This window comes from Mycolicibacter minnesotensis (assembly GCF_010731755.1).
In the GTDB taxonomy this organism is placed as follows: domain Bacteria; phylum Actinomycetota; class Actinomycetes; order Mycobacteriales; family Mycobacteriaceae; genus Mycobacterium; species Mycobacterium minnesotense.
This window is the reverse complement of sequence record NZ_AP022589.1, coordinates 812674-834671: the sequence shown is the minus strand read 5'-3', so window position 1 is coordinate 834671 and position 21998 is coordinate 812674. Positions and strand designations below refer to the sequence as shown.

Here is a 21998-nt window from a genome sequence, read left to right as displayed (position 1 = left end):
GGTGGCGATGACGGCGTCGGTAGAGGACTTCGAGGCGCTGCGGCCGCATCTGCTGGCGGTGGCTTACCGGCTCACCGGCATGTTTGCCGACGCCGAGGACATCGTGCAGGACGCGTGGTTGCGTTTCGACGCCGCCGAACGCGACCAGATCACCGACCCGCGAGCCTGGTTGACCACGGTGGTGAGTCGCCTGGGTCTCGACCGACTCCGCTCTGCGCCGCGACGCCGCGAGTCCTACGTCGGGCAGTGGCTGCCCGAGCCCGTGGTCACCGGTGTCGGCGACTCCGATCCACTGGCGGCCGTGGTGGCCGGCGAAGATGCCCGATTTGCGGCGATGGTGGTGCTGGAGCGGCTGACCCCCGACCAGCGAGTGGCCTTTGTGCTGCACGACGGGTTCGCGATGCCGTTCGGCGAGGTGGCCGCGGTGTTGGGCACCAGCGAAGGCGCGGCCCGCCAGCTGGCATCGCGGGCCCGCAAAGCCGTCCACGTCGATCCGCCACCATCCCGCGACCCGCGACATGATCAGGCGGTCGGCGGGCTGATGGCCGCGATGTCCGCCGGCGACCTGGCGGCCGTGGTGGCCCTGCTGCACCCCGAGGTGACGTTCACCGGCGACGCGAATCGCCGGGCCCCGACTGCGGCGCGGGTCATTCGCAGCCCCGAGAAGGTGGCCCGGTTCTTGCTGGGTTTGGCGCGCCGTTACGGCCCGACGTTGATCACCGCCAACCAGCTGGCGCTGGTCAATGGCGAACTCGGCGCCTATACGCCGGGCGCGCCCGAAACCGACGGCTTTGCCGAGCTGCTACCGCGGGTCACCGCGATGACGGTTCGCGACGGGCGCGTGGTGGCGATCTGGGATATCGCCAACCCGGACAAGTTCAGCGCGTCGCCGCTGCGTCCTCGCTGATTCGTCAGGCCCACGGCACCCGGCAGGCGTCCCCGGAATTGAAGCCCTGCTCGGTGATACCCAGCGCCGAGTACATCCGGGCCCGCATGTTCTCGATCCCTATCTGGTAGGTCAGCTCGATCACGCCTGCGTCACCGAAGCGTTGCCGCAGATCGGCCACTTGTTCGTCGGTGACGCGGTGCGGGTCGGTGGTGACCGCGTCGGCGTAGGCGATCGCGGCCCTTTCGTCCTCGTTGTACAGGGGCGAGCTCGAGTAATCGTCGATGTCCTTGAGGCGCTCGACGTCGAGGCCCTCAAGCCGGGTCAACATGGCACCGAAGTCGACACACCACGAGCAGCCAATGGTCCGGGCTGCCCAGAACACCGCCAGTTCGCGCACCGTGGCAGGCAGCGTGCGCGACGCGGACTGCAGCAGACCCTCGTGGACGGCGTTGGCCAGCAGCAGCCGCGGGTGGTGTGCGATCACGGTGAAGGGCTCCGGGACCTCTCCGAAGCGTCGCCTGGTGTAGCGGTACATCGCCCGCACCAGCGGATTGGTCTTGCGAGGGGACAGCGGTTCGATTCGTGTTTGCGTACTCATACCCGATAGACGAAACGGCTCGCCGAAGTGTGACAACACCCCTCCGCCCAACGTGAAGGTGGCTTCACGCTCGGCGGGTGACCGTGAAGGTGGCTTCACGCTCGGCGGGGTGGACGCGCCTCAGATCAGGAACGGAACCAGCGCCTTGCGGTCGGTCGGGTAGTCGACGAACTTCTCCTGGTACCACTTGTGGGTGCCCAGGGCACGGGGGATCAGGTTGCCGGCGGTGATCAGCAGGATGGCGACGCCGGGCAGCGCCCAGGTCAGGATCGCGAAGCCGGTCCAGGCGATCATCTCGCCGAGGTAGGCCGGGCTGGTGACCAAGCGGAATCCGCCACCGAACGGGATCCGGTACTCGGCCCCACCAGGCGCGTGCTTGTCGCGCAGATTGCGCACGATCGACTCGGAGTTGACCAGCAGTGCGAAGCCGCACAGGTAGACCGCCAGGCCCACCAGGAACCGCGGGTCGGTCAGCCACTCGGTGCCGTATCGACCGAAGTAGTTGTGGCTGAACAGCGCGCCGTTGAGGAATCCGTGCATGGACGTGACGAGCATGCCCATCACCACCACCGAGATATTGAAGCTGCTGCGCTTGCCGGGCACCTGGCGGATCGCCAGCGGGAAGAACCAGCCGCGGTTGGCGTAGTGCAGTGCCCAGATCCCGGCCAGCACCAGCGACGTCGGCTCGAAGCGGGCAGGCCCGCTCAGGTAGGCGATCAGAAACACCACGGTGGCCGGGATCTCCATCAACCACCAACCGAACTTCGGGTTCAGGTTCAGGCCGAGTTTCGTCGTGGAGAACCGGCCGTAGGAGCTCTGGCCGAAGAAACCGCCGACGATCACGAACGCCGCGAAGGCGAACGCAGCGGTCAGGACGGTGTCGTAGACGGTGTTTCCGGTGTACCAGTGCATGCCTAGTGGTCTATCACGGCCGGTGCCGCACCGCGGTGAGCGGGGAACCCGAAGAAGTGGAGAGCCGCCAGCAGCTTGCGCTGGGCCTCGGTCCGGCACGAGATGTCCCGCCTTCCGGCGGAGTTGCCGGTAGTCTGACCACTTCGTCGAGGTGGCCACGGCCGCTTGGTTTTTCCGACAGATTCTGGGGTGAGAACATATGACGACCGCTGCCCAACCGGAGTGGATGGCACGTCGTATCAGCGAGTTGTACGCCACAGATCCGCAATTCGCCGCGGCTCGGCCCAGCGAGGCGGTCAGGGCGCAGACGGACCGCCCCGGACTGAGGCTGCCGCAGCTGGTGCGCACCGTCTTCGAGGGCTACGCCGAGCGCCCAGCGCTGGGACAGCGCGACTACCGGTTCATCACCGACCCCGTTACCGGCCGCACGTCGGCACAGGCTCAGCCCGGCCTGACGACCATCAGTTACCGCGAGATGGCTGAGCGTGTGGACGCGGTGGCCGGCGGCCTGGCCGGTGACCCGGTGCAGCCGGGGGATCTGGTCGCCGTACTCGGATTTACCAGCGTGGACTACACCATCGTCGACCTTGCACTGGTTGTGCTGGGTGCGGTGGCGGTGCCGGTGCAGTACACGACGGCCGCCGCCGGACTGCAGCACATCATCGCCGAGACCGAGCCGACGGTGCTGGCGGTCAGCGTAGAAGACCTGCCCAAGGCGGTGGAGGTCGCCGCCGCCGCAACGGCACTGCGGCGGATCGTCGTCTTCGACTACCTCGCGCAGATCGATGATCACCGGGACGCGATCGCCGCGGCGCGCCAACGGTTGACCGAAGCCGGCAGCTCGGCGGTGTTGGAGACTCTGGCCGAGGTGATGGAGCGCGGAAAAGACCGGCCCGCGCCGAGCCGGGATGCGCTCGCCGACAACCCGATGGTCGCGGTGCTCTACACCTCGGGGAGCACCGGGGCTCCCAAGGGTGTCATGTGTTCCGAGCAGCTGGTGACCCTGGCCTGGCGGGGGATCGCACCGGCCGGACTGCGCCACGACCTGCCGAGCATCACGCTCAACTTCCGGCCGATGAGCCACGTGGTGGGCCGGTCCATGCTCTACGGAACCCTCGGCGCCGGCGGCACAGCGTATTTCGTGAGCTCCCGTGACTTCTCCACCTTCCTCGAGGACCTGGCCCTGGTGCGGCCGACTCAACTGAACTTCGTGCCCCGGGTATGGGACATGCTGTCCGAGGAGTTCGGTCGCGCCATGACACAACGCGCGAGCGACGACGGCGACCGCATCGCAGTCGAAGAGCAGGTGATGACCCAGCAGCGTCGCGACCTGCTCGGTGCCCGATATGTGGTGGCATCGACGGGCTCGGCACCGATCTCGGCGGAATTGAAAGCCTGGGTGGAAACCTTCACCGGTATCCACCTGACCGAGACCTACGGGTCGACCGAGTCGGTCCTGCTGATGATCGACGGCCGGGTGCAGTGCCCGCCGGTGACTTCCTACAAACTCGTCGACATTCCGGAACTGGGCTACTTCCGTACCGACCGGCCGCACCCTCGGGGCGAATTCGCGGTCAAGTCCAGCAGTCAGTTCTCCGGGTACTACAAGCGGCCGGACAAGACCGCCGAGGTCTTCGACGCGGACGGCTATTACCTGACCGGCGACATCCTGGCCGAAGTGGCGCCCGGCGAGTTCACCTTCGTCGACCGGCGCAACGACGTGCTCAAGCTGTCGCAGGGCGAATTCGTCACCGTCTCCAAGTTGGAGGGGGTGTTCGGCGACAGCCCGCTGGTGCATCAGATCTACGTCTACGGCAACAGCGCCCGCTCCCACCTGGTGGCGGTGGTAGTTCCTACCGAGGAAGCACTGGCCGCCCACGATCAGCGTTCGCTGGAGTCGCTGATCCGCCAGTCGCTGCAGGACGCGGTGAAACGCGCTGGGCTGCAAACCTATGAGATCCCGCGGGACTTCCTCATCGAGACAGAACCGTTCACCGCGCAGAACGGTTTGCTGACTGCCGTGGGCAAGCCGGCGCGGCCCAAACTCAAAGAGCACTACGGCGCGCGACTCGAGCAGCTTTATGACGACGTGTCCGCGCGGCGGGATCACGAACTGCAGGCGCTGCGTGAGGGAGTCGCCGACCGGCCGGTGCAAGAGACGGTCATCCGGGCTGCCGCGGCGTTGCTCGGTGTGAGTACCACCGAACTGACTCCGGAGGCGCGTTTCGCCGATCTGGGCGGCGACTCCCTGTCGGCACTGACATTGTCCAATCTGCTCCATGAGATCGTGCGGGTCGAGGTGCCGGTCGGTGTCATCGTCGGGCCGACCAGCGATCTGCGCTCGATCGCCGGCTACGTCGAAGCGCAGCGCGAATCCGGCGCCCACCACGCCAGTTACGCCGGTGTACACGGCCCCGACGCCGCCGAACTGCACGCCGACGATCTTGCGTTGGACAAGTTCCTTGATACCGCCACGCTGTCGGCGGCGCCGACGCTGCCGCGACCGACAGGGCAGGTGCATACCGTCCTGTTGGCCGGCGCCACCGGGTTTTTGGGCCGATATCTGGCCCTGCAGTGGCTGGAAAGGCTGGCGCCGATCGGCGGCACTCTGATCTGTCTGGTGCGCGCCCGCGATGCAGCCGCGGGTCGTGCTCGGTTGGACCAGGTCTTCGACAGTGGTGACGCCGACCTGTTGGCGCACTATCAGCAGCTGGCCGCCGAGCATCTGGAGGTGATCGCCGGCGACAAGGGCGAGCCGGACCTGGGCGTCGACGCGGCAACCTGGCAGCGCTTGGCCGACACCGTCGACCTGATCATCGACCCGGCGGCGTTGGTCAACCACGTGCTGCCGTACCGACAGTTGTTCGTGCCCAACGTGCGTGGAACCGCCGAACTGCTGAAGATCGCGATCACCGGTCGGCTCAAGCCCTACCTCTACCTGTCGACGGTGGCGGTCGGCGATCAGATACCGCCGGCGCTGTTCACCGAAGACGCCGATATCCGCGCCATCAGCCCGAGCCGTCAGCTGGGCGACAGTCACGCCAACGGGTACGCCAACAGCAAGTGGGCCAGCGAAGTCCTGCTCCGACAGGCCAACGATCTGTGCGGCCTGCCGGTCGTGGTGTTCCGTTGCGACATGATCCTGGCCGACACCAGCTACGCCGGCCAGCTGAATCTGCCGGACAATTTCACCCGGCTGATCCTGAGCCTTACGCTCACCGGGACCGCGCCCGGATCCTTCTATGAGCCAGACGAGCAGGGGGACCGGCAGCGTGCGCACTATGACGGCCTGCCGGTGGAGTTCGTGGCCGATGCGGTCTCGACGCTGGGACGACAGTCCGACGCCGGGTACCGGACCTTCCACGTGGCCAACCCCTACGACGACGGTATCGGGCTCGACGAGTACGCCGACTGGCTGATCGCGGCCGACCCGGAGATTCGTCGCATCGACGACTACGCGACCTGGCTGCAGCGGTTCGAGACCGCGTTGCGGGCGCTGCCGGACAGGCTGCGCCAACACTCACTGCTGCCACTGCTGGGCAACTATCGGCAGCCGCGGGTGCCCATCGCGGGATCTCTGGTGCCGGCCACCCGATTCCGGGCAGCGGTCCAAGCGGCGAAAATCGGCCCAGACCACGATATTCCGCACATCTCGGCCCCGATCATCACTAAATATCTCAGCGACTTGCGGTTGTTGGGCCTGCTCGGCTGACGTGCGGGAGCCTGCTCCCTAGAGACGTTGACTCGCAGAAAGTCAGCGGGCGAACATCAGCGCCCGCTTGACCTCCTGGATCGCCTTGGTGATTTCGATGCCGCGCGGGCAGGCATCCGTGCAGTTGAACGTGGTGCGGCAGCGCCACACCCCGTCGACCTCGTTGAGGATGTCCAGACGCTCGGCGGCCGCCTCGTCACGGCTGTCGAAGATGAACCGGTGCGCGTTCACGATCGCGGCCGGCCCGAAGTAGGCGCCCTCGCTCCAGTACACCGGGCAGCTCGTGGTGCAGATCGCGCACAGGATGCACTTGGTGGTGTCGTCGTAGCGGTGGCGGTCGGTCTGGCTCTGGATGTGCTCGCGGGTGGGGTGGTTACCGGAGGTGATCAGGTACGGCTTGACCGCCTTGTAGGCATCCATGAACGGTTCCATGTTGACCACGAGGTCTTTTTCCACCGGAAGCCCACGCAGCGGCTCGATGGTCAAAGTGATTTCCTTGCCGGGCTGCCCGTTCTTAGTCCGAGGCAAGATGTCGCGCATCAGCAGCTTGCAAGCCAGCTTGTTGTTGCCGTTCACCCGAACTCCGTCGGAACCGCACACGCCGTGCGCGCAGGACCGGCGGAAGGTCAGCGTGCCGTCCAGGTAGCTCTTGACGTAGATCAGCAGGTTGAGCAGCCGGTCGGTGGGCAGTGCAGGAACCCGGAAGCTCTGCCAGCCACCGGTGGCGGCGTAGGCGTCGGGGTTCTCGGGGTTGTACCGGGCGATCTTGAGGGTGACCATCTGTGCACCCTCGGGGACCGCGGGCAGCGGCGGGTCACCAGCCGGGGCAGTGTCGACCAGCGCCGCCGGTGCCGCACTCGACGGCCCAGGTGAGCAGCATCCGCCCTCGGACGAGCAGCAACCGGAGTCAGCTGAGGAGGACATCAGTACTTCCGTTCCTTCGGTTCGTAGCGGGTCTGCACCACCGGCTTGTAGTCCAGCCGGATGTCGGCGATGAGGTCGGGGCGCTGCTTATCGGGCCCAATTTCCTTGTAGGCCATGGTGTGGCGCATGTAGTTGACGTCGTCACGGTTGGGGTAGTCCTCGCGGGCGTGTCCGCCGCGCGATTCCTGGCGGTTCAATGCGCCCAGCACGGTGACCTCGGCCAGCTCCAGCAGGAAGCCCAGCTCGATCGCCTCCAGCAGGTCGGAGTTGAAGCGCTTGCCCTTGTCGTGCACGGTGATCCGGGCGTAGCGCTCCTTGAGCGCGTGGATGTCGGTCAGCGCCTGCTTGAGGGTCTTCTCGGTGCGGAACACCGCGGCGTTGTTGTCCATCGACTGCTGCAACGCGCCCCGGATGTCGGCGACGCGCTCGTTGCCGTGGTCGGAGAGGACATCGGACACCCAGCCGACGACCATCTCGGCGGGGTTCTCCGGCAGCTCGACGAACTCGTGGGTATTGGCGTACTCCGCGGCGGCGATGCCTGCGCGCCGGCCGAAGACGTTGATGTCCAGCAGCGAGTTGGTGCCGAGCCGGTTAGCGCCGTGCACCGACACGCAGGCGCATTCGCCGGCGGCGTAGAGACCCGGCACGGTGTTGGTGTTGTCGCGCAGCACCTGACCGGTGTTGGTGGTCGGGATGCCGCCCATCACGTAGTGGCATGTCGGGTAGACCGGCACCAGTTCCTTGACCGGGTCCACTCCGAGGTAGGTGCGGGCGAACTCGGTGATGTCGGGCAGCTTCTCCTCGAGAACATCTTCGCCCAGGTGACGCACGTCGATGTAGACGTAATCCTTGTTCGGTCCGGCACCGCGGCCCTCAAGCACCTCGAGCACCATCGAGCGGGCCACGATGTCGCGCGGGGCCAGGTCGACGATCGTCGGGGCGTAGCGCTCCATGAACCGTTCGCCGTCGGCGTTGAGCAGCCGGCCGCCCTCGCCGCGCACGGCTTCGGAGATCAGGATGCCCAAGCCGGCCAGGCCGGTCGGGTGGAACTGGTGAAACTCCATGTCTTCCAGCGGGAGACCCTTGCGGAAAACGATGCCCAGACCATCACCGGTCAGGGTGTGCGCATTGGAGGTCGTCTTGTACATCCGGCCCGAACCGCCTGTGGCGAACACGATCGCTTTGGCGTGGAAGACATGGATGTCGCCGGTCGCCAATTCATAGGCGACGATGCCGGTGGCCACCGGACCGCTGGGAGTCTCGGTGAGTATCAGGTCCAGCGCGTAGAACTCGTTGTAGAACTCCACGCCGTGCTTGACGCAGTTTTGGTACAGGGTCTGCAGGATCATGTGACCGGTTCGGTCGGCGGCGTAACAGGCGCGGCGCACCGGGGCCTTGCCGTGATCGCGGGTGTGCCCACCGAAGCGGCGCTGGTCGATGCGGCCCTCCGGGGTCCGGGAGAACGGCATGCCCATGTTCTCCAGGTCCAGCACCGCGTCGATGGCTTCCTTGGCCATGATCTCGACCGCGTCCTGGTCGGCCAGGTAGTCGCCACCCTTGACGGTGTCGAAGGCGTGCCACTCCCAGTTGTCGTCCTCGACGTTGGCCAGGGCCGCGCACATGCCGCCCTGGGCCGCGCCGGTGTGGCTGCGGGTGGGGTAGAGCTTGGTCAGCACCGCGGTGCGGGCCCGGGGGGCCGCCTCGACGGCCGCGCGCATCCCGGCGCCGCCGGCACCGACGATCACCACGTCGTATCGATGTTCTTGAATCACCGCGATATCACCCGTTCGCTACCGAAATCTGCCGTCAAGAAATGTTCGCGTCGAAACTCAGCAGCACGTAGCTGCCCAGCATCAGCGTGAAGATCACCGACACCGCCAACAACGCCATCAGCCAGAACCGGCTGCGGGAGCTGCGGGTGTAGTCGCCGATGATCGTGCGCAAGCCGTTGGCACCGTGCAGCTCGGCCAGCCACAACAGGCATAGGTCCCAGATCTGCCAGTACGGATGGTGCCAGCGCTCCGCCACGTAGTTGAAGTCGATGCGGTACACCCCGTCCTGCCACATCAGCATGACGAAAAGGTGCCCCAGCACCAGGAAGATCAATGCGGCACCGGAGAACCGCATGAACAGCCAGGTGTACTTCTCGAAGTTGGCCATCCCGCTGTGCCGCTGCGGCGACCGGGGGTCGCCGAGGCTGGCCGGTCGATCGCGATCTGGGCCGAGAATCGGGGCGATCGGCCCCCTGGTGCCCTGTACCTCAGTTGTGCTCATAGGAACCGCTCCACCATGTGCATGCCGATCCGAACCACCACCGGGACCATCACCACCAGCCAGATGGCGCCCACCGCCACCAGCATCTGGCGGTGCCAGCGGGTGCCCTGCCACCAGAAGTCGATGAGGATCAGCCGGACTCCGTTGAGGCCGTGGAACAGCACCGCGGCCACCAGCCCCAGCTCCATCAGGCCGACGAGCGGGGTCTTATAGGTCGAGATCACCTCGTTGTAGGCCTGCGGGCTTACCCGCACCAGGGCCGTGTCGAGGACGTGGACGAACAGGAAGAAAAAGATGGTCGCACCGGTGATCCGGTGCAGCGCGAACGCCCACATGCCCGGGTCGCCCTTGTACAGACTCTGTCGCCGGAGCCGCGACGGATCTTTCCGCGTGCCCGGCAGCGCAGTCGCATCGGCGGATGTCGCCGTCATCAGCGCCTCCAAATTTTCTGCGGCGGCCCGCTGCGCTCGGATATACCGTGCATGCGGTCGCTCCGCAACGCCATCGCTGTCATTAACCTCGGCAAGGACTCTAAACCCATCCACAGGGTCCCCACGACCACGTAAAAGTTACCGACGAGTAGCCAGGGCCTGCGACTACGCTCATTTGTGCTCGTTGCCGACGGGCTGACGGGGTCACGCGGCGCGCCCATATCGACGGGAGATCTGTTGAATGTCCCACCAAATCGACTGGGATATGTTGCGGCACAACGTGATCGAAGTTTCGGCACATGCCTATGCGCCGTACTCGGGCCTGCGGGTGGGTGCGGCGGGGCTGACTGAAGACGGCCGGGTGTTCACCGGCTGCAATGTGGAAAATGTCTCATATGGCCTGGGTCTCTGCGCGGAGTGTGCGGTGGTCTGCGCGCTCTACGCCGCTGGCGGCGGACGTTTGGTGGCGCTGTCCTGCGGTGACGCCGACGGGAACCTGCTGATGCCGTGCGGCCGGTGCCGCCAGGTTCTGCTCGAGCACGGTGGCGCGCAGTTGCTCATCGATCACCCGTCGGGGGCCCGCACGTTGGCCGAGCTGCTGCCGGATGCCTTCGGGCCCGAGGCGCTGCCATGAGGGCCGCTCCGGCGGCCTTCGACGCCCCGACGTTGATCGCCATCAAGCGTGATGGCCACCGGCTGCCCGACGCCGGTATCGACTGGCTGATCGATGGCTACCTGGCTGGGCGGGTGGCCGAGGAGCAGATGTCGGCGCTGCTGATGGCGATCTACCTGCGCGGCATGGACACCCACGAGACCGCCCGCTGGACCCAGGCGGTGATGGCGTCAGGGGAGCGGCTGGACTTCTCCGCGGTACCGCGACCGACGGTGGGCAAGCACTCCACGGGCGGGGTCGGCGACAAGATCACGCTGCCGCTGGTCGGCGTGGTCGCAGCGTGCGGGGCGGCTGTCCCGAGCGCTTCGGGTCGGGGTCTGGGCCACACCGGCGGCACTCTGGACAAGATGGAGTCGATCAGCGGATTCACCCCGGCGCTGTCGGGAGCCCGGGTGCGTGATCAGCTGACCGAAGTCGGCGCCGCGATCTTTTCCGCAGGTCAGCTCGCGCCCGCGGACGTCAAGCTCTACGCTCTGCGCGACATCACCGGCACCGTCGAGTCGCTGCCCCTGGTCGCCGCCTCGGTGATGAGCAAGAAACTCGCCGAGGGGACGGACGCGCTGGTCCTCGACGTCAAGGTCGGGTCGGGGGCATTCATGAAGGACCTTGACGACGCGCGCGAGCTGGCCCGGCGGATGGTCGGCCTGGGCGCCGCGCACGGCGTGCCCACCCGCGCCCTGATCACCGACATGAGCTCGCCGCTGGGAAACACGGTCGGCAACGCCATCGAGGTCGCCGAGGCCCTGGAGGTGCTGGCCGGCGGTGGGCCCGCCGATGTCGTGGAGCTGACGGTGCGGCTGGCCCAGGAGATGCTGGACCTGGCCGGAATCCACGACGTCGACCCCGCCCAGAGCCTGCGCGACGGTACCGCGATGGACCGATTCGCAGCGATGGTCGCCGCCCAGGGCGGAGATCTGAGTGTGCCGCTGCCGGTGGGAGCGTGTACCGAGACCGTGACCGCGGATCGGGGCGGCGTCATGGGGCACATCGACGCGATGGCAGTGGCCCAGGCGGCGTGGCGGTTGGGCGCGGGCCGATCCAGACCAGGGGAGCGGGTGCAGCACGGGGCCGGGGTGCGGATTCACCGTCGCCCCGGCGAGCCGGTGACCGCCGGGCAAGCCCTGTTCACCCTCTATACCGACACCGCTGAGCGGATCGGACCGGCCCACGCCGAACTCGACGGCGGCTACCGGATCGCCGGTGTCGGCGACACACCGCCCCAGCCGCATCCCCTGATCATCGAGGCGACCCCATGATGAAGCCATGAGCACACCCGTCAACCTGGAGACCATCCAGGGAGTCCCCAAGGCGCTGCTGCACGATCACCTCGACGGCGGCCTGCGCCCGGCCACGGTCGTCGACATCGCCGCACAGGTCGGATACGACGATCTCCCGGCGACCGACCCCGACGAGCTGGCGCTGTGGTTCCGGACGCGTTCCCACAGCGGCTCACTGGAGCGCTATTTGGAGCCGTTCAGCCATACCGTGGCCGTGATGCAGACCGCCGATGCCCTCTACCGCGTCGCCCGGGAATGCGTCGAAGACCTGGTCGCCGACGCGGTGGTTTACGCGGAGGTGCGCTTTGCGCCGGAACTGCACATCGAAGGCGGGTTGTCCTTCGACGAGGTGACCGACGCGGTGCTGGCCGGGTTCGCCGACGGCGAGCGCGATGCCGCGGCGGCCGGCCGCGATATCACGGTGCGCTGCCTGGTCACCGCGATGCGCCACGCGGCGCTGTCACGCGAGATCGCCGAGCTGGCCATCCGGTTCCGCGACAAGGGCGTGGTCGGCTTCGACATCGCCGGTGCCGAGGCGGGCCATCCGCCGACCCGGCACCTGGACGCCTTCGAGTACATGCGCGACCACAACGCCCGATTCACCATCCACGCAGGCGAGGCGTTCGGCCTGCCGTCGATCCACGAGGCCATCGCGTTCTGTGGCGCCGATCGACTAGGGCACGGGGTGCGGATCACCGACGACATCACCGTCGACGACACCGGCGCGGTGCGGCTGGGTCGCCTGGCGGCGATCGTCCGGGACAAGAGGGTCCCCCTCGAGTTGTGCCCGAGTTCCAATGTGCAGACCGGCGCAGTTGGCAGCATCGCGGAACACCCCTTCGACCTGTTGGCCCGCGCCCGGCTTCGGGTGACGGTCAACACCGACAACCGGCTGATGAGTGACACGACGATGAGCAAGGAGATGCTGGTGTTGGCCGAGACGTTCGGCTACGGATGGGTCGATCTGCAGCGGTTCACGGTCAACGCGATGAAGTCGGCATTCATCCCGTTCGACCAGCGGGTGGCGATCATCGAAGAAGTGATCAAGCCGCGATACGCGGCGTTGATGGACTGATTCGGTCCCGACAGAACGCCGAAGGCCGGGCAATCGCGTTGGCGATTGCCCGGCCCTCGATCGCGGATCAGTGTTCGGTGACGGTGGCCTCGGCGTCGCCGGTCTTCCAGGTGATGACGCCGTGTTCGAAGGTGGTCTGCTTGGACCCGTCAGCGTTGGTGGTCTCGTCGCTGGTGGGGTAGCCGAGCTTGCCCTGCGAGCCGCCCAGCTCATTCCACTTGTCGCGGATCTTGCCCCACACCACGTACGAACGCGTGGTGTGAACGATGACACCACCGTCGAACTGCTGGTAGATGCCGCCATCAGGGTTCTTCTGCTCGGCGCCGGTCGGCTCGCCCAGGTCCTGCTTGGCGGCCGCGTCCAGAGAGTCGAGCTTGGCCAGGATCGGCCCCGAGACGGTGTACTCCTTGCCGTCGGCACCGGTGATCACGGTGGAGCTGCCGGCGCCGTCTTCGTCAGGGGCGCCGACCACGGAGCTGACCGCAGAGGAGATTGCGGAGCCTGCCGACGACGCGGCCGAGCTTGCCGCGGATGCGGCGGAGCTGGCCGAGCTGAGGGCCTCGTTGGTTTTGTCCTTGGTGCTGCTGCTGCAACCCGTGCCGATCAGCGCGACTCCCAAAACTGCTGCGGATACTGCTGCGGCCCGCTGCGTTGCCTTGCGCATGTGTAGTCCTTTCGAATTGGAAGGCCCCCGCAAACCGCACGGCTCGGCCCGAGTGTTACCGGGCCAGATGTTAGTCGTGAATATGACGAGTGAACAGTGAAATGGGCAAATGATCGCCGCAATTCGGAATGAATTTCCGCAGTACGGGGCGTGTCGTGCTGCGTCAGGCCAGACGCCACCTCCGCCGTAGAGACGTGGCGGGCGGCAAAACGTTACTCGCGACGCAACCGTGACTGCACGAATTGTTCGAGCTGTTCCCATTCTTTGACCGCCGGAGCGAATGGCCGCTGCGGTTCGCCGACCGATTCCCGGTCGAGCACGTAGCTGACCATGCGGCCCAATGGACGCTCGGGCTTCAGGGTCTCGGCGACCACGCCGTCTTCGGCGTAGGTGCCCACATCCTGGAGAAATTCGACGGCCAAGTCGAGTTGCTCGCGGTCCACCGCGTCCGGCCCGTCGGTGAGGTCGTCGGTCATGCCGGAGAGCACGTAGACGTTGTCATCGGTGATGTCGATCGACAGGGAACCGTCGGTGGCGGCAGTCCGGATGTCGTCGTAGGTGCTCAGATCCGACAGGTCGTGATCGTGCTCGTCGGCCAGGTAGCGGGCCAGGGCTCGCTCGGAACCGAAGACGCTGATACGGCCGTTGCGGCCCAGGAACACCGGCTGGTCCCCGAGATAGCAACGCAGGGTGAAGTACGTGCCGTTGTCGGTGATGATCCGAATCGGGTCGATGCCCACCTTGGTCCAGAAGTCTTCGTCACCACCGAGGATCACCCGGTCGCCCGTGGCGCGTTCGCCGGTCTTGGCGACCGCCTCTTCTTCCTGGGTGTCCGTATCGTCGGCGTTCTCGGCCTCGTCGGTCTCCGCGGGGGTCGGCTCCGGCTCGGCAGGGGCATCTGCGGCCAGCTCCTCGGCGGCCCGCGACGCGGCGGCGGCATCGACGTCGGGAACACTGAGGATCTCTTCGACGGCAGTCAGCACATTGCCCCAATTGCGGCCGATGACCTCGGCGATCAGCTCCCAGCGCTTGCGGCCGGCTCGGCCGGCGAAGTTGTCGACGCCACCGGCCAACCACCCCAGGTTGGGGTTGCCGTTGAAGAACTTGGTTACCGCAGGCAGGTCGCACACTGAACCGATCGCCGAGACGATCTCCAAGGCGGCGGCCAGTTCCTCAACGGACTGTGCAGTCGGCTTCTCGGTCAGCAGTTCCTCGACCGCGATCAGGTCGTACTCGTCGTCGATGGCCGGATTGAGTTTGTGGGCATTGGCCCGGACGAGTTGCGGCCAGCTCGGGTGGTCGACCAGGTCGTTGTTGGCGTTGATGCGTATAAACGCCACCAGGTCTGCCACGGTGGAGAACCCGTAGAGGTCTTCGTCCCTGCCCAGAAACGCCTGCCACTCATCACCGGAGTCGCGCCAACTCGGCGCCCAGAGGGTGTAGCGGTCGCCGGCGGTCACCGTGAGGCGGATCGGTACGAGGTCAGCTGCCATGGCGCAAACAATAACGATGCACGCCGGGGACCCTGAAGCCGGGATTGCGCCGGGATCAGCACCGGGAGCGACGCGGCGGCACCCGCATCGCGAACGGGAGAACTCCGAAATCTGCGGCGATCGGGCCGTGGGGTGGCTAGGGTTCCCGCCAGGGGCGTGAGCCCCGACGGGGAGGTCGCCATGACGACTGATCGCCTGCGCCCGGCGGCTGCCGTGCTGCCGACAGCTCTGTGCGCCGCAGTGCTGGGGCTGACGTCGGTGCTGCTACCGGCGGCGGTCCCCGGCTCAGACCAGCTGGCCGCACGGTGGCGGTTACTGGCCGAGCAGGGCTGGATCATGAACGGGACGGGCAACCCCGATCCGACCGTGGGCCCCTACCTCGGCCAGATCCTGGCGGGATACCTGCAGCCGACCTCGCCGCATTTCCCCGGTCAGCCGACGTTTGCCGAGTATTCCTTCCAGGGCTTGACCACCCCGGAGCAGTTCTGCCCGTTCGTGTGCCTTCCGGGTCAGCCGGCGATGGATTTCGGAACCTCGCTGAACACCGGGGTGGACCTGCTCAACCAGGCGATACTGCCGCAGCTGTTGGGTGGCGACGACGTGACGGTGTTCGGCTACTCGCAGAGCGCCGCCATCACCACCATCGCGATGAACGCGTTGATCGCCAACGCCGGCACCGACGGCTATCCGACCCTCGACCAGCTAGGCAACCTGCACGTGGTTCTGATCGGGGACCCGAACAACCCGATCGGTGGCATCCTCGATCGTTTTGCGTTCCCCGGCGAACAACACCTGCCGTTCGTCAACATCCCGCTCAGCCTGGGTGCCACCCCCACCGAACACATCGCAGCAGACATCTACACCGGCCAGTACGACGGCTGGGCCAACTTCCCGCGCGACCCGACCAACCTCCTGGCCGTCATCAACGCCCTGATTGGCATCCTCACCGTGCACCCGTACTACCCGGACTACAGCGCCGAGCAGCTGGCCAGTGCCATCGATGTCGGCACCATCGGTGACGCGAATTTCTACATGATCCCGCAGAACCTGCCGATCCTGCAGTTCATGTTCAACGGGGGCACAGCGGGGCAGTTCTTCGGTGACTTCTTCTCGCCGTGGGCCAGGTTGGCCATCAATTGGGGCTACGGCAACGCCGGAGATCCGGCCGTCAATGGGCTGCACCCGATCCCGGCCGGCGAGTTCATCAACGGCAGTGCCTACCAGCAGGCCTTCGGGGTGGCCGGCGGACCGTGGGCGATGACTCCGACCGGCGAGCTGTATGACGGCTCCGGCGTGATGGGCCTGTTTCTCAGGATGGACCCGCTGCAGATGCTGGCCGGTGTCCAGAACGCGCTGATCCAGAGTCTGGTCGGTCCGTGGGCCGACATCGCGGCGGCGGCCAATGGGGGTGTGCTGACCGCCGAGGGCATCAGCGTCATCTCGGGCATCACCGACGTCTTGCAGACCATCACCGGCTACGACCTGGTCAACTCGATCGACCAGTTCCTGATCAACGGTTGGAGCGACCTGGCGGATGCGGTGGGCCTGGGCGACCTGTTGGGCCCCGACGCGGTGATGAGTGGGGTCGCGATTCCCGGTGATGGGCTGCTGGACCTGATCGGCGTGGGCTTCAGCTTCGTGAACCTCTTCGGCGCCTAACCCGACGGGGTTCAGCAAATGACAGGTCGATTGTCTTCGATTTGACAACACGTGTTTTCTGAAAGAAGGTCAACACTGAAATCTGCCTAATAGATTAATGTGATCTTGTCAGGTGGACTATGTGATCGCCGATCACAAATTCCAGACGACCCGGGAGGTCTGCGATGACAGCTAAGCGAGTTCATCCGCTGGGGGCCACGCTGTTGGCCGCACTGTGCGCCGTCCTACTGGGTATGTCGTCGCTGCTGAGTCCGGCGTTGGCGTCGCGGGTCGAGAAGATGATCGGCGATGTCGCGCTGCTTGCGGGCGAAGCCTGGATCATGAGCGGCACCGGCACCTCGGACCCGAACCTGGGCAACTACATGAACGCGGTGCGGGACTTCTACCTGCAGCCGGCGACTCCCTGGTTTGCCGGACAGACCACCTACCCGGGCTACGTGCCCAATGGTCTGATCACCCCCGAACAGTTCTGTCCGATCGTCTGCCAGCCCTTGCCCGTTCCCCAGCTGAACTTCGCCGATTCGCTGGCCCAGGGCGCCGCCAACCTCGAAGGCGCCATCCGCCCGCAGCTGGAGGCCGGTGAGAACGTCACCGTGTTCGGCTTCTCGCAGAGTGCCGTCGTCTCCACGCTGGCCATGCAGAACCTGCTGGCCAACGCGCCCGGTGGCGACTACGACCCGCTGAACCTGCACTTCGTGCTGATCGGAGACCCCAACAGTCCGATCGGCGGCATCCTGAGCCGGCTGCACTTCGCAGACGGGCTCGATGGGAACATGCAGCACATCCCGTTCCTGAACATCCCGGTGGGCATCGGCTCGGGTCCGACCGATTTCGCGGCCAGTATCTACAGCACCGAATACGACGGGTGGTCCAACTTCCCGCAGAACCCGCTCAACCTGCTGGCTGTCATCAACGCGCTGATGGGAATACCGGCGGTACACAACGCCTACTTCAACGACAATCTCGCCAACGTCATCGAGCTCGGCTCGATCGGCTCGAACGACTTCTACATGCTGCCCACCGCTCACCTGCCGATCCTGGGACCCCTGTATGCGCTGGGGGATGTGGGCAAGCTCGTCGGTGACGCGCTGGCGCCCATTCTGAAGATGGCCATCGACTGGGGCTACGGCAACCCCGGTGCCCCCGACGCCGGCATCACCGTGAACGGTGTGGACCCGATCGGCGCGGCCGGATCCTGGGCGGTCACCGCCACCGGCCAACTGTCCGAGGACACCGGAGTCGCAGGATTCCTGTTGCGGATGGACCCGCTGCAGATGATGGCCGGCATGCAGTACGCCGGTGTGCAGAGCTTTAGCAACACCGTCAACAACCTGCTGGACTTCGCCGGTCTGGCTCCGCTGTCGCAGGCAGTCGTCGATGCACTGCTCACTGGCTACAACTTCACGATTGACCTGGACCAGATGCTGCTCAACGGGTGGCAAGATCTGGCCACCGAATGGAACGTCCTGGACGTGCTGGGCCCCGACGCCATCTTCAACGGGGCGCCGCTGATCTCCGGTCAGCCGGTGCTGGACCTGGTCGGCGTGGGTTTCAGCCTGCTCAACTACCTCGGCATCGACCTCTGATCCGTGCTCACACGGCGGCCGCAGGGGGCGGTTCTGATGGCGGCGGCCGCGGTCCTGGCGGCAACCTGCGGGCCGGACGTGGCATCGACCGGGTTGCAGCAGCAGCGCGACGTAGCGCTGTTAGCCGACGACGGCTGGATCATGGGGCCGACCAGCATTCCCGACCCGTCGGTCGGCGGCTACATGGACGCCGTGTTGGACCTGTTCCTCCAGCCCGCGACACCCTGGTTCCCAGGCCAGCCGACTTTTCCCTCCTACGATTTCGCTGGGCTGGTCACCCCTAACCAGTTCTGTCCGCTGGTCTGTCTGCCCCCGCCGAACCCCAATCTGACCTTCGCCGAATCGATCGCCCGCGGCACCGAGATCCTGCAGGCCGCGGTGGTACCGCAACTGGAAAACGGCTCAGGCGTCACGGTGTTCGGCTACTCGCAGAGCGCCACCGTCTCCACTCAGTTGATGATCGACCTGCTGGCCAACCCGCCGGGCGGCGCGTACGACCCGGACAACCTGGACTTCGTCCTGATCGGCAATCCCAGCAACCCGCTCGGCGGAGTCCTGACCCGCTTTCCCGCCTATCCAGTGTTGAGCGATCAGCCGGTCACCCTGCCCTTCTTGGGCATCCCGTTGAGCATCGGGCCGACGCCGACCAGCGGGTTCGACACCACCATCTACACCGGTGAATACGACGGCCTGGCCAACTTCCCGCAGGATCCGCTCAACCTGCTGGCGATGCTCAATGCACTGGTCGGCACCGCGACCGTGCACTTTTCCTACATCGACTTCGACAACCTCGCCGACACCATCAACCTGGGCACGATCGGTGACACCGACTTCTACGTGATTCCTCAGCAGCTGCCGCTGCTGTGGCCGGTCTACCAGCTCGGTGACGTAGGCAAGGTGATCGGCGACGCGCTCGCCCCGATGCTCAAACTGGTGATCGACTGGGGTTACGGCAATCCGGGCAACCCGTTTGTCGGCGTCAACGGAACGGACGCCGTAGGGCCCTGGGCGGTCAACTCCAGCGGCGAGTTGGCCGACGGGTCGGCGGTGGCCGGTTTCCTCATGCGCATGGACCCGCTGCAGATGCTTGCCGGTCTGCAGTACGCCGCGGTGCACAGTTTCGTCGACCCGGTCAATGACCTTCTGGGTTTCGGCGGGCTGAGTCCGCTGTCGGATTCGTTCGTTGATGCACTGCTGACCGGCTACCGCGTCACCAATGACGTGGACGCCTTCCTGCTCGACGCGTGGAACGAGCTGGCGGTATCGCTGAACGTCGCCGATTGGCTGGGCCCGGACGCGGTGTTCAACGGTGAGCCGTTGATCTCGCTTGCGCCGATGCTGGAGATGGGTGGGGTGGTCTTTGAGATCCTCAACTTCCTCGGCGCATGACCCGTAGGGTCCCAGGCGTGGATGTCTGCGTCCTCGATCACCCGCTGGCTGCAGCGCGATTGGCCACGTTGCGTGACGAGCGCAGTGATAACGCGGTGTTTCGGTCGGCGTTGCGCGACCTGACCTGGATGCTGGTCTATGAAGCCACCCGTGATGCGGCCCGCGTGGAGATCGCTGTGCGCACCCCGCTGACCGACACCGTCGGGGCGCGGCTCGCCCGGCCACCGTTGCTGGTACCGGTACTGCGCGCTGGGCTGGGTATGGTCGACGCCGCACATGCCCTGATTCCCGAGGCTCATGTCGGCTTTGTCGGTGTGGCCCGCGACGAGGCCACCCATCGGCCGGTTCCGTATCTGGCATCGTTGCCCGCCGACCTCAATGCGACACCGGTCATGGTTCTGGACCCGATGCTGGCCACCGGGGGCTCCCTGGTGCACACGCTGGGACTGCTGTGCGAACGCGGCGCGACCGACATCACTGTGCTGTGTGTGGTGGCGGCCCCGGAGGGGGTTGCGGCGCTGGGGCAGGCAGCACCGGGAGTGCGGCTGATCACCGCCACCGTGGATGAGGGACTCAACGAGGACGCCTACATCGTTCCGGGGCTGGGCGACGCCGGCGATCGCCAGTTCGGGCCGCGCTGAAACCCGCACCGTCACCACGGTTACGGGTGGGCAGGTGTGTGGTTGTAGCCCTTGACCGACACATATTCTTGCGTTATTGGATTCAGCCCTGCCGGATCCCGTTGTCGCTCAAAGGCGGGCAATCATCACGATGGAGCTCATGAGCTACCAGGCGCGGACCACATCGGCGACGGCCTGGCGCACCCGCTGCGCCTCGGCGCGGTCCCCGGCGAGGTCCTCCGACGGCGGTCGAGTGACTTCGAGATAGCACTTGAGCTTCGGTTCGGTTCCCGACGGCCGGACCACCACCCGTACCGCGGTGCCGTCCCGCTCGCCGGCGAACTCCAGAGCATCGGTGACCGGTCCGCTGCGATGCAGCAGATCGCTTGCGGCCACGGCGAATCCCGCCAGTTGGTCCGGTGGATCGGCGCGCAGCCGGGCCATCACGCCGGCCGCCTCGGCCGGACTCCCGACCCGGCGGGTCACGGCGTCGGTGACATGAACCCCGTGGCGTCGGGCCAGCCCGTCGAGTGCCTGGGGAATCGAGCTGCCCCGATCTCGTAGCGACGCCACCAGGTCGCAGGCCAGCACCGCGGCGCTGATGCCGTCCTTGTCCCGCACCGCCTCCGGGTCGACGCAGTAGCCGATGGCCTCCTCGTAGGCGTAGGCCAGCGTGGCATGGCGTAGGCCGACCGGGGGCATGTCGGCGCGTGCCAGCCATTTGAAACCGGTCAGCATCTCGACATGGCGGCTGCCGTAGTGCTGCGCGATACGCGCCAGCATTCGTGACGACACCACGCTGGTGGCCACCACGGTGCCGCCCGCTCGCGCTGTGGGCAGCTTCGAGAGCACGTAGTCGCCCAACAGCCACCCGGTCTCGTTGCCGCTCAGCATCCGCCAGCCCTGCGGCCCGCAGACGCCGACCGCGCATCGGTCGGCGTCGGGGTCCAAGGCGATCGCGACGTCGGCGTCGACCTCGGCGGCCAGCTCCAGCAGCGCATCGGTGGCGCCGGGCTCTTCCGGGTTGGGGAACGTCACCGTAGGGAAATCCGGGTCGGGTTCGAACTGGCTGCTCACCGTATGGATATCGGGGAATCCCGCGGCCCGCAGGACCGCCACCGCCACCTTTCCGCCGACGCCGTGCAAGGGGGTCAGGGCTACGCGTACCCCGCTGCGGCTGTGTCGCACCGTGGCTGCCCGTGCGATGTAGCGTGCCGCCAGTTCGTCTCCGGCCGGGGTGACGGGGCGCCGGGCGATCGTGTCGGCGGGGGGAGCGTCGGCCATGGCCTCTTCGATCTCTGTGTCGATGGGCGCGATGATCTGGATGCCTCCGTCGAAATACACCTTGTAGCCGTTGTCGGAAGCTGGATTGTGCGAGGCGGTGATCTGGACCCCGGCCGCCGCGCCGGTGTAGCGGACCGCGAACGCCACCACCGGTGTCGGTGATGGCTCAGGCAACAGCAGGACCGAAAAGCCTGCGCCGGCAAAAACTTCCGCTGTCGCTGTCGCGAACTGGGCGGATCCGTGACGCGCGTCGCCACCCACCACCACCGTCGCCCCGGAGCGCTGATGAGCGGAAAGAACGCGGGCCACCGCCCAGCTCGCGCGCAGCACGACGGCCAGGTTCATCGCGTCGGGACCCGCTCGTACCGGTCCGCGCAGCCCGGCGGTGCCGAACCTCAGCGGTGTAGCGAACCGGTGGGTCAGCTCGTCGGGGCTGCACGCTGCGAGCTCCGCGGCCGTCACAGGGTCGGGATCGTGGGCGATCCAGTCCTCGGGGGTCATCCGTTGATTGTGGCAAGCGATCACTTGGGCCAGCAGT

General features: G+C 66.5%; 17 protein-coding genes and 1 pseudogene. 9 read left to right on the top strand and 9 right to left on the bottom strand.

What is annotated here, in order from left to right; all coding sequences use genetic code 11:
* Positions 1 to 7: 7 nt before the first annotated feature.
* Positions 8 to 907 carry a sigma-70 family RNA polymerase sigma factor gene (locus G6N09_RS04115; RefSeq protein WP_083023939.1) on the top strand — a complete coding sequence of 300 codons (900 nt, stop codon included), beginning with the start codon at positions 8 to 10 and terminating at the stop codon, positions 905 to 907.
* Positions 908 to 911: 4 nt separating this feature from the next.
* On the opposite strand, the pseudogene G6N09_RS04110 reads toward G6N09_RS04115, so the two are convergent.
* Together G6N09_RS04110 and G6N09_RS04105 are read right to left on the bottom strand one after the other, a co-directional pair.
* Positions 912 to 1520 (bottom strand): annotated as a pseudogene (locus G6N09_RS04110) (carboxymuconolactone decarboxylase family protein); the annotation flags it as partial.
* An 87-nt stretch (positions 1521 to 1607) separates the two neighbouring features.
* Positions 1608 to 2399, bottom strand: a complete 792-nt coding sequence (locus tag G6N09_RS04105) for a phosphatidylethanolamine N-methyltransferase family domain-containing protein (protein WP_083023649.1) — start codon at positions 2397 to 2399, stop codon at positions 1608 to 1610.
* 199 nt (positions 2400 to 2598) lie between these two features.
* Here G6N09_RS04105 and car point away from each other — a divergent pair, with 199 nt between their 5' ends.
* The gene (car, locus tag G6N09_RS04100; protein ID WP_083023650.1) at positions 2599 to 6111 is read left to right on the top strand and encodes a carboxylic acid reductase; all 3513 of its coding nucleotides are present in this window, start codon (positions 2599 to 2601) and stop codon (positions 6109 to 6111) included.
* Positions 6112 to 6153: 42 nt separating this feature from the next.
* On the opposite strand, the gene G6N09_RS04095 is transcribed toward car, so the two are convergent.
* Genes G6N09_RS04095 through sdhC form a run of 4 tightly spaced genes read right to left on the bottom strand, consistent with a single transcriptional unit; the run spans position 6154 to position 9743 of the window.
* Positions 6154 to 7035 carry a succinate dehydrogenase iron-sulfur subunit gene (locus G6N09_RS04095; protein ID WP_234806934.1) on the bottom strand — a complete coding sequence of 294 codons (882 nt, stop codon included), beginning with the start codon at positions 7033 to 7035 and terminating at the stop codon, positions 6154 to 6156.
* Positions 7035 to 8807 carry a succinate dehydrogenase flavoprotein subunit gene (gene sdhA, locus G6N09_RS04090; RefSeq protein ID WP_083023652.1) on the bottom strand — a complete coding sequence of 591 codons (1773 nt, stop codon included), beginning with the start codon at positions 8805 to 8807 and terminating at the stop codon, positions 7035 to 7037. Before sdhA ends, G6N09_RS04095 begins: the two co-directional genes overlap by 1 nt.
* A 34-nt stretch (positions 8808 to 8841) precedes the next feature.
* Positions 8842 to 9309 carry a succinate dehydrogenase hydrophobic membrane anchor subunit gene (locus G6N09_RS04085; protein ID WP_083023655.1) on the bottom strand — a complete coding sequence of 156 codons (468 nt, stop codon included), beginning with the start codon at positions 9307 to 9309 and terminating at the stop codon, positions 8842 to 8844.
* A complete protein-coding gene (gene sdhC, locus G6N09_RS04080) occupies positions 9306 to 9743 on the bottom strand; it encodes a succinate dehydrogenase, cytochrome b556 subunit (protein ID WP_163752879.1) in 438 nt (145 codons plus the stop codon). Before sdhC ends, G6N09_RS04085 begins: the two co-directional genes overlap by 4 nt.
* 238 nt (positions 9744 to 9981) lie before the next feature.
* Here sdhC and G6N09_RS04075 point away from each other — a divergent pair, with 238 nt between their 5' ends.
* Genes G6N09_RS04075 through G6N09_RS04065 form a run of 3 tightly spaced genes read left to right on the top strand, consistent with a single transcriptional unit; the run spans position 9982 to position 12765 of the window.
* The gene (locus G6N09_RS04075; RefSeq protein WP_083023657.1) at positions 9982 to 10374 is read left to right on the top strand and encodes a cytidine deaminase; all 393 of its coding nucleotides are present in this window, start codon (positions 9982 to 9984) and stop codon (positions 10372 to 10374) included.
* The gene (locus G6N09_RS04070; protein ID WP_083023659.1) at positions 10371 to 11669 is read left to right on the top strand and encodes a thymidine phosphorylase; all 1299 of its coding nucleotides are present in this window, start codon (positions 10371 to 10373) and stop codon (positions 11667 to 11669) included. Before G6N09_RS04075 ends, G6N09_RS04070 begins: the two co-directional genes overlap by 4 nt.
* 7 nt (positions 11670 to 11676) lie before the next feature.
* Positions 11677 to 12765, top strand: a complete 1089-nt coding sequence (locus G6N09_RS04065) for an adenosine deaminase (protein ID WP_083023661.1) — start codon at positions 11677 to 11679, stop codon at positions 12763 to 12765.
* A gap of 67 nt (positions 12766 to 12832) precedes the next feature.
* Here the strand turns inward: G6N09_RS04065 and G6N09_RS19580 are convergent, their stop codons facing one another.
* Together G6N09_RS19580 and satS are read right to left on the bottom strand one after the other, a co-directional pair.
* On the bottom strand, positions 12833 to 13429 hold the full coding sequence (locus G6N09_RS19580) for an LGFP repeat-containing protein (protein WP_179959872.1): 597 nt from the start codon (positions 13427 to 13429) through the stop codon (positions 12833 to 12835).
* Positions 13430 to 13641: 212 nt separating this feature from the next.
* Positions 13642 to 14922 carry a protein export chaperone SatS gene (gene satS / locus G6N09_RS04055; RefSeq protein WP_083023664.1) on the bottom strand — a complete coding sequence of 427 codons (1281 nt, stop codon included), beginning with the start codon at positions 14920 to 14922 and terminating at the stop codon, positions 13642 to 13644.
* Positions 14923 to 15102: 180 nt separating this feature from the next.
* Here satS and G6N09_RS04050 point away from each other — a divergent pair, with 180 nt between their 5' ends.
* The 4 genes from G6N09_RS04050 (at position 15103) to upp (ending at position 20197) form a co-directional block, all read left to right on the top strand.
* Positions 15103 to 16581, top strand: a complete 1479-nt coding sequence (locus tag G6N09_RS04050; protein ID WP_083023949.1) for a PE-PPE domain-containing protein — start codon at positions 15103 to 15105, stop codon at positions 16579 to 16581.
* Positions 16582 to 16745: 164 nt separating this feature from the next.
* Positions 16746 to 18167 carry a PE-PPE domain-containing protein gene (locus tag G6N09_RS04045; RefSeq protein ID WP_234806935.1) on the top strand — a complete coding sequence of 474 codons (1422 nt, stop codon included), beginning with the start codon at positions 16746 to 16748 and terminating at the stop codon, positions 18165 to 18167.
* Positions 18168 to 18203: 36 nt separating this feature from the next.
* Positions 18204 to 19556 (top strand): PE-PPE domain-containing protein, encoded by a 1353-nt coding sequence (locus G6N09_RS04040; protein ID WP_083023954.1) that lies wholly within the window; start codon positions 18204 to 18206, stop codon positions 19554 to 19556.
* A gap of 17 nt (positions 19557 to 19573) precedes the next feature.
* Entirely contained in the window at positions 19574 to 20197 is a 624-nt protein-coding gene (gene upp / locus G6N09_RS04035; protein ID WP_083023666.1) for a uracil phosphoribosyltransferase, read from the top strand.
* A gap of 144 nt (positions 20198 to 20341) precedes the next feature.
* Here upp and G6N09_RS04030 read toward each other — a convergent pair whose 3' ends face one another.
* Positions 20342 to 21961: a phospho-sugar mutase gene (locus G6N09_RS04030; RefSeq protein WP_083023957.1), complete on the bottom strand. Its 1620-nt coding sequence runs from the start codon at positions 21959 to 21961 to the stop codon at positions 20342 to 20344.
* Positions 21962 to 21998: the final 37 nt, after the last annotated feature.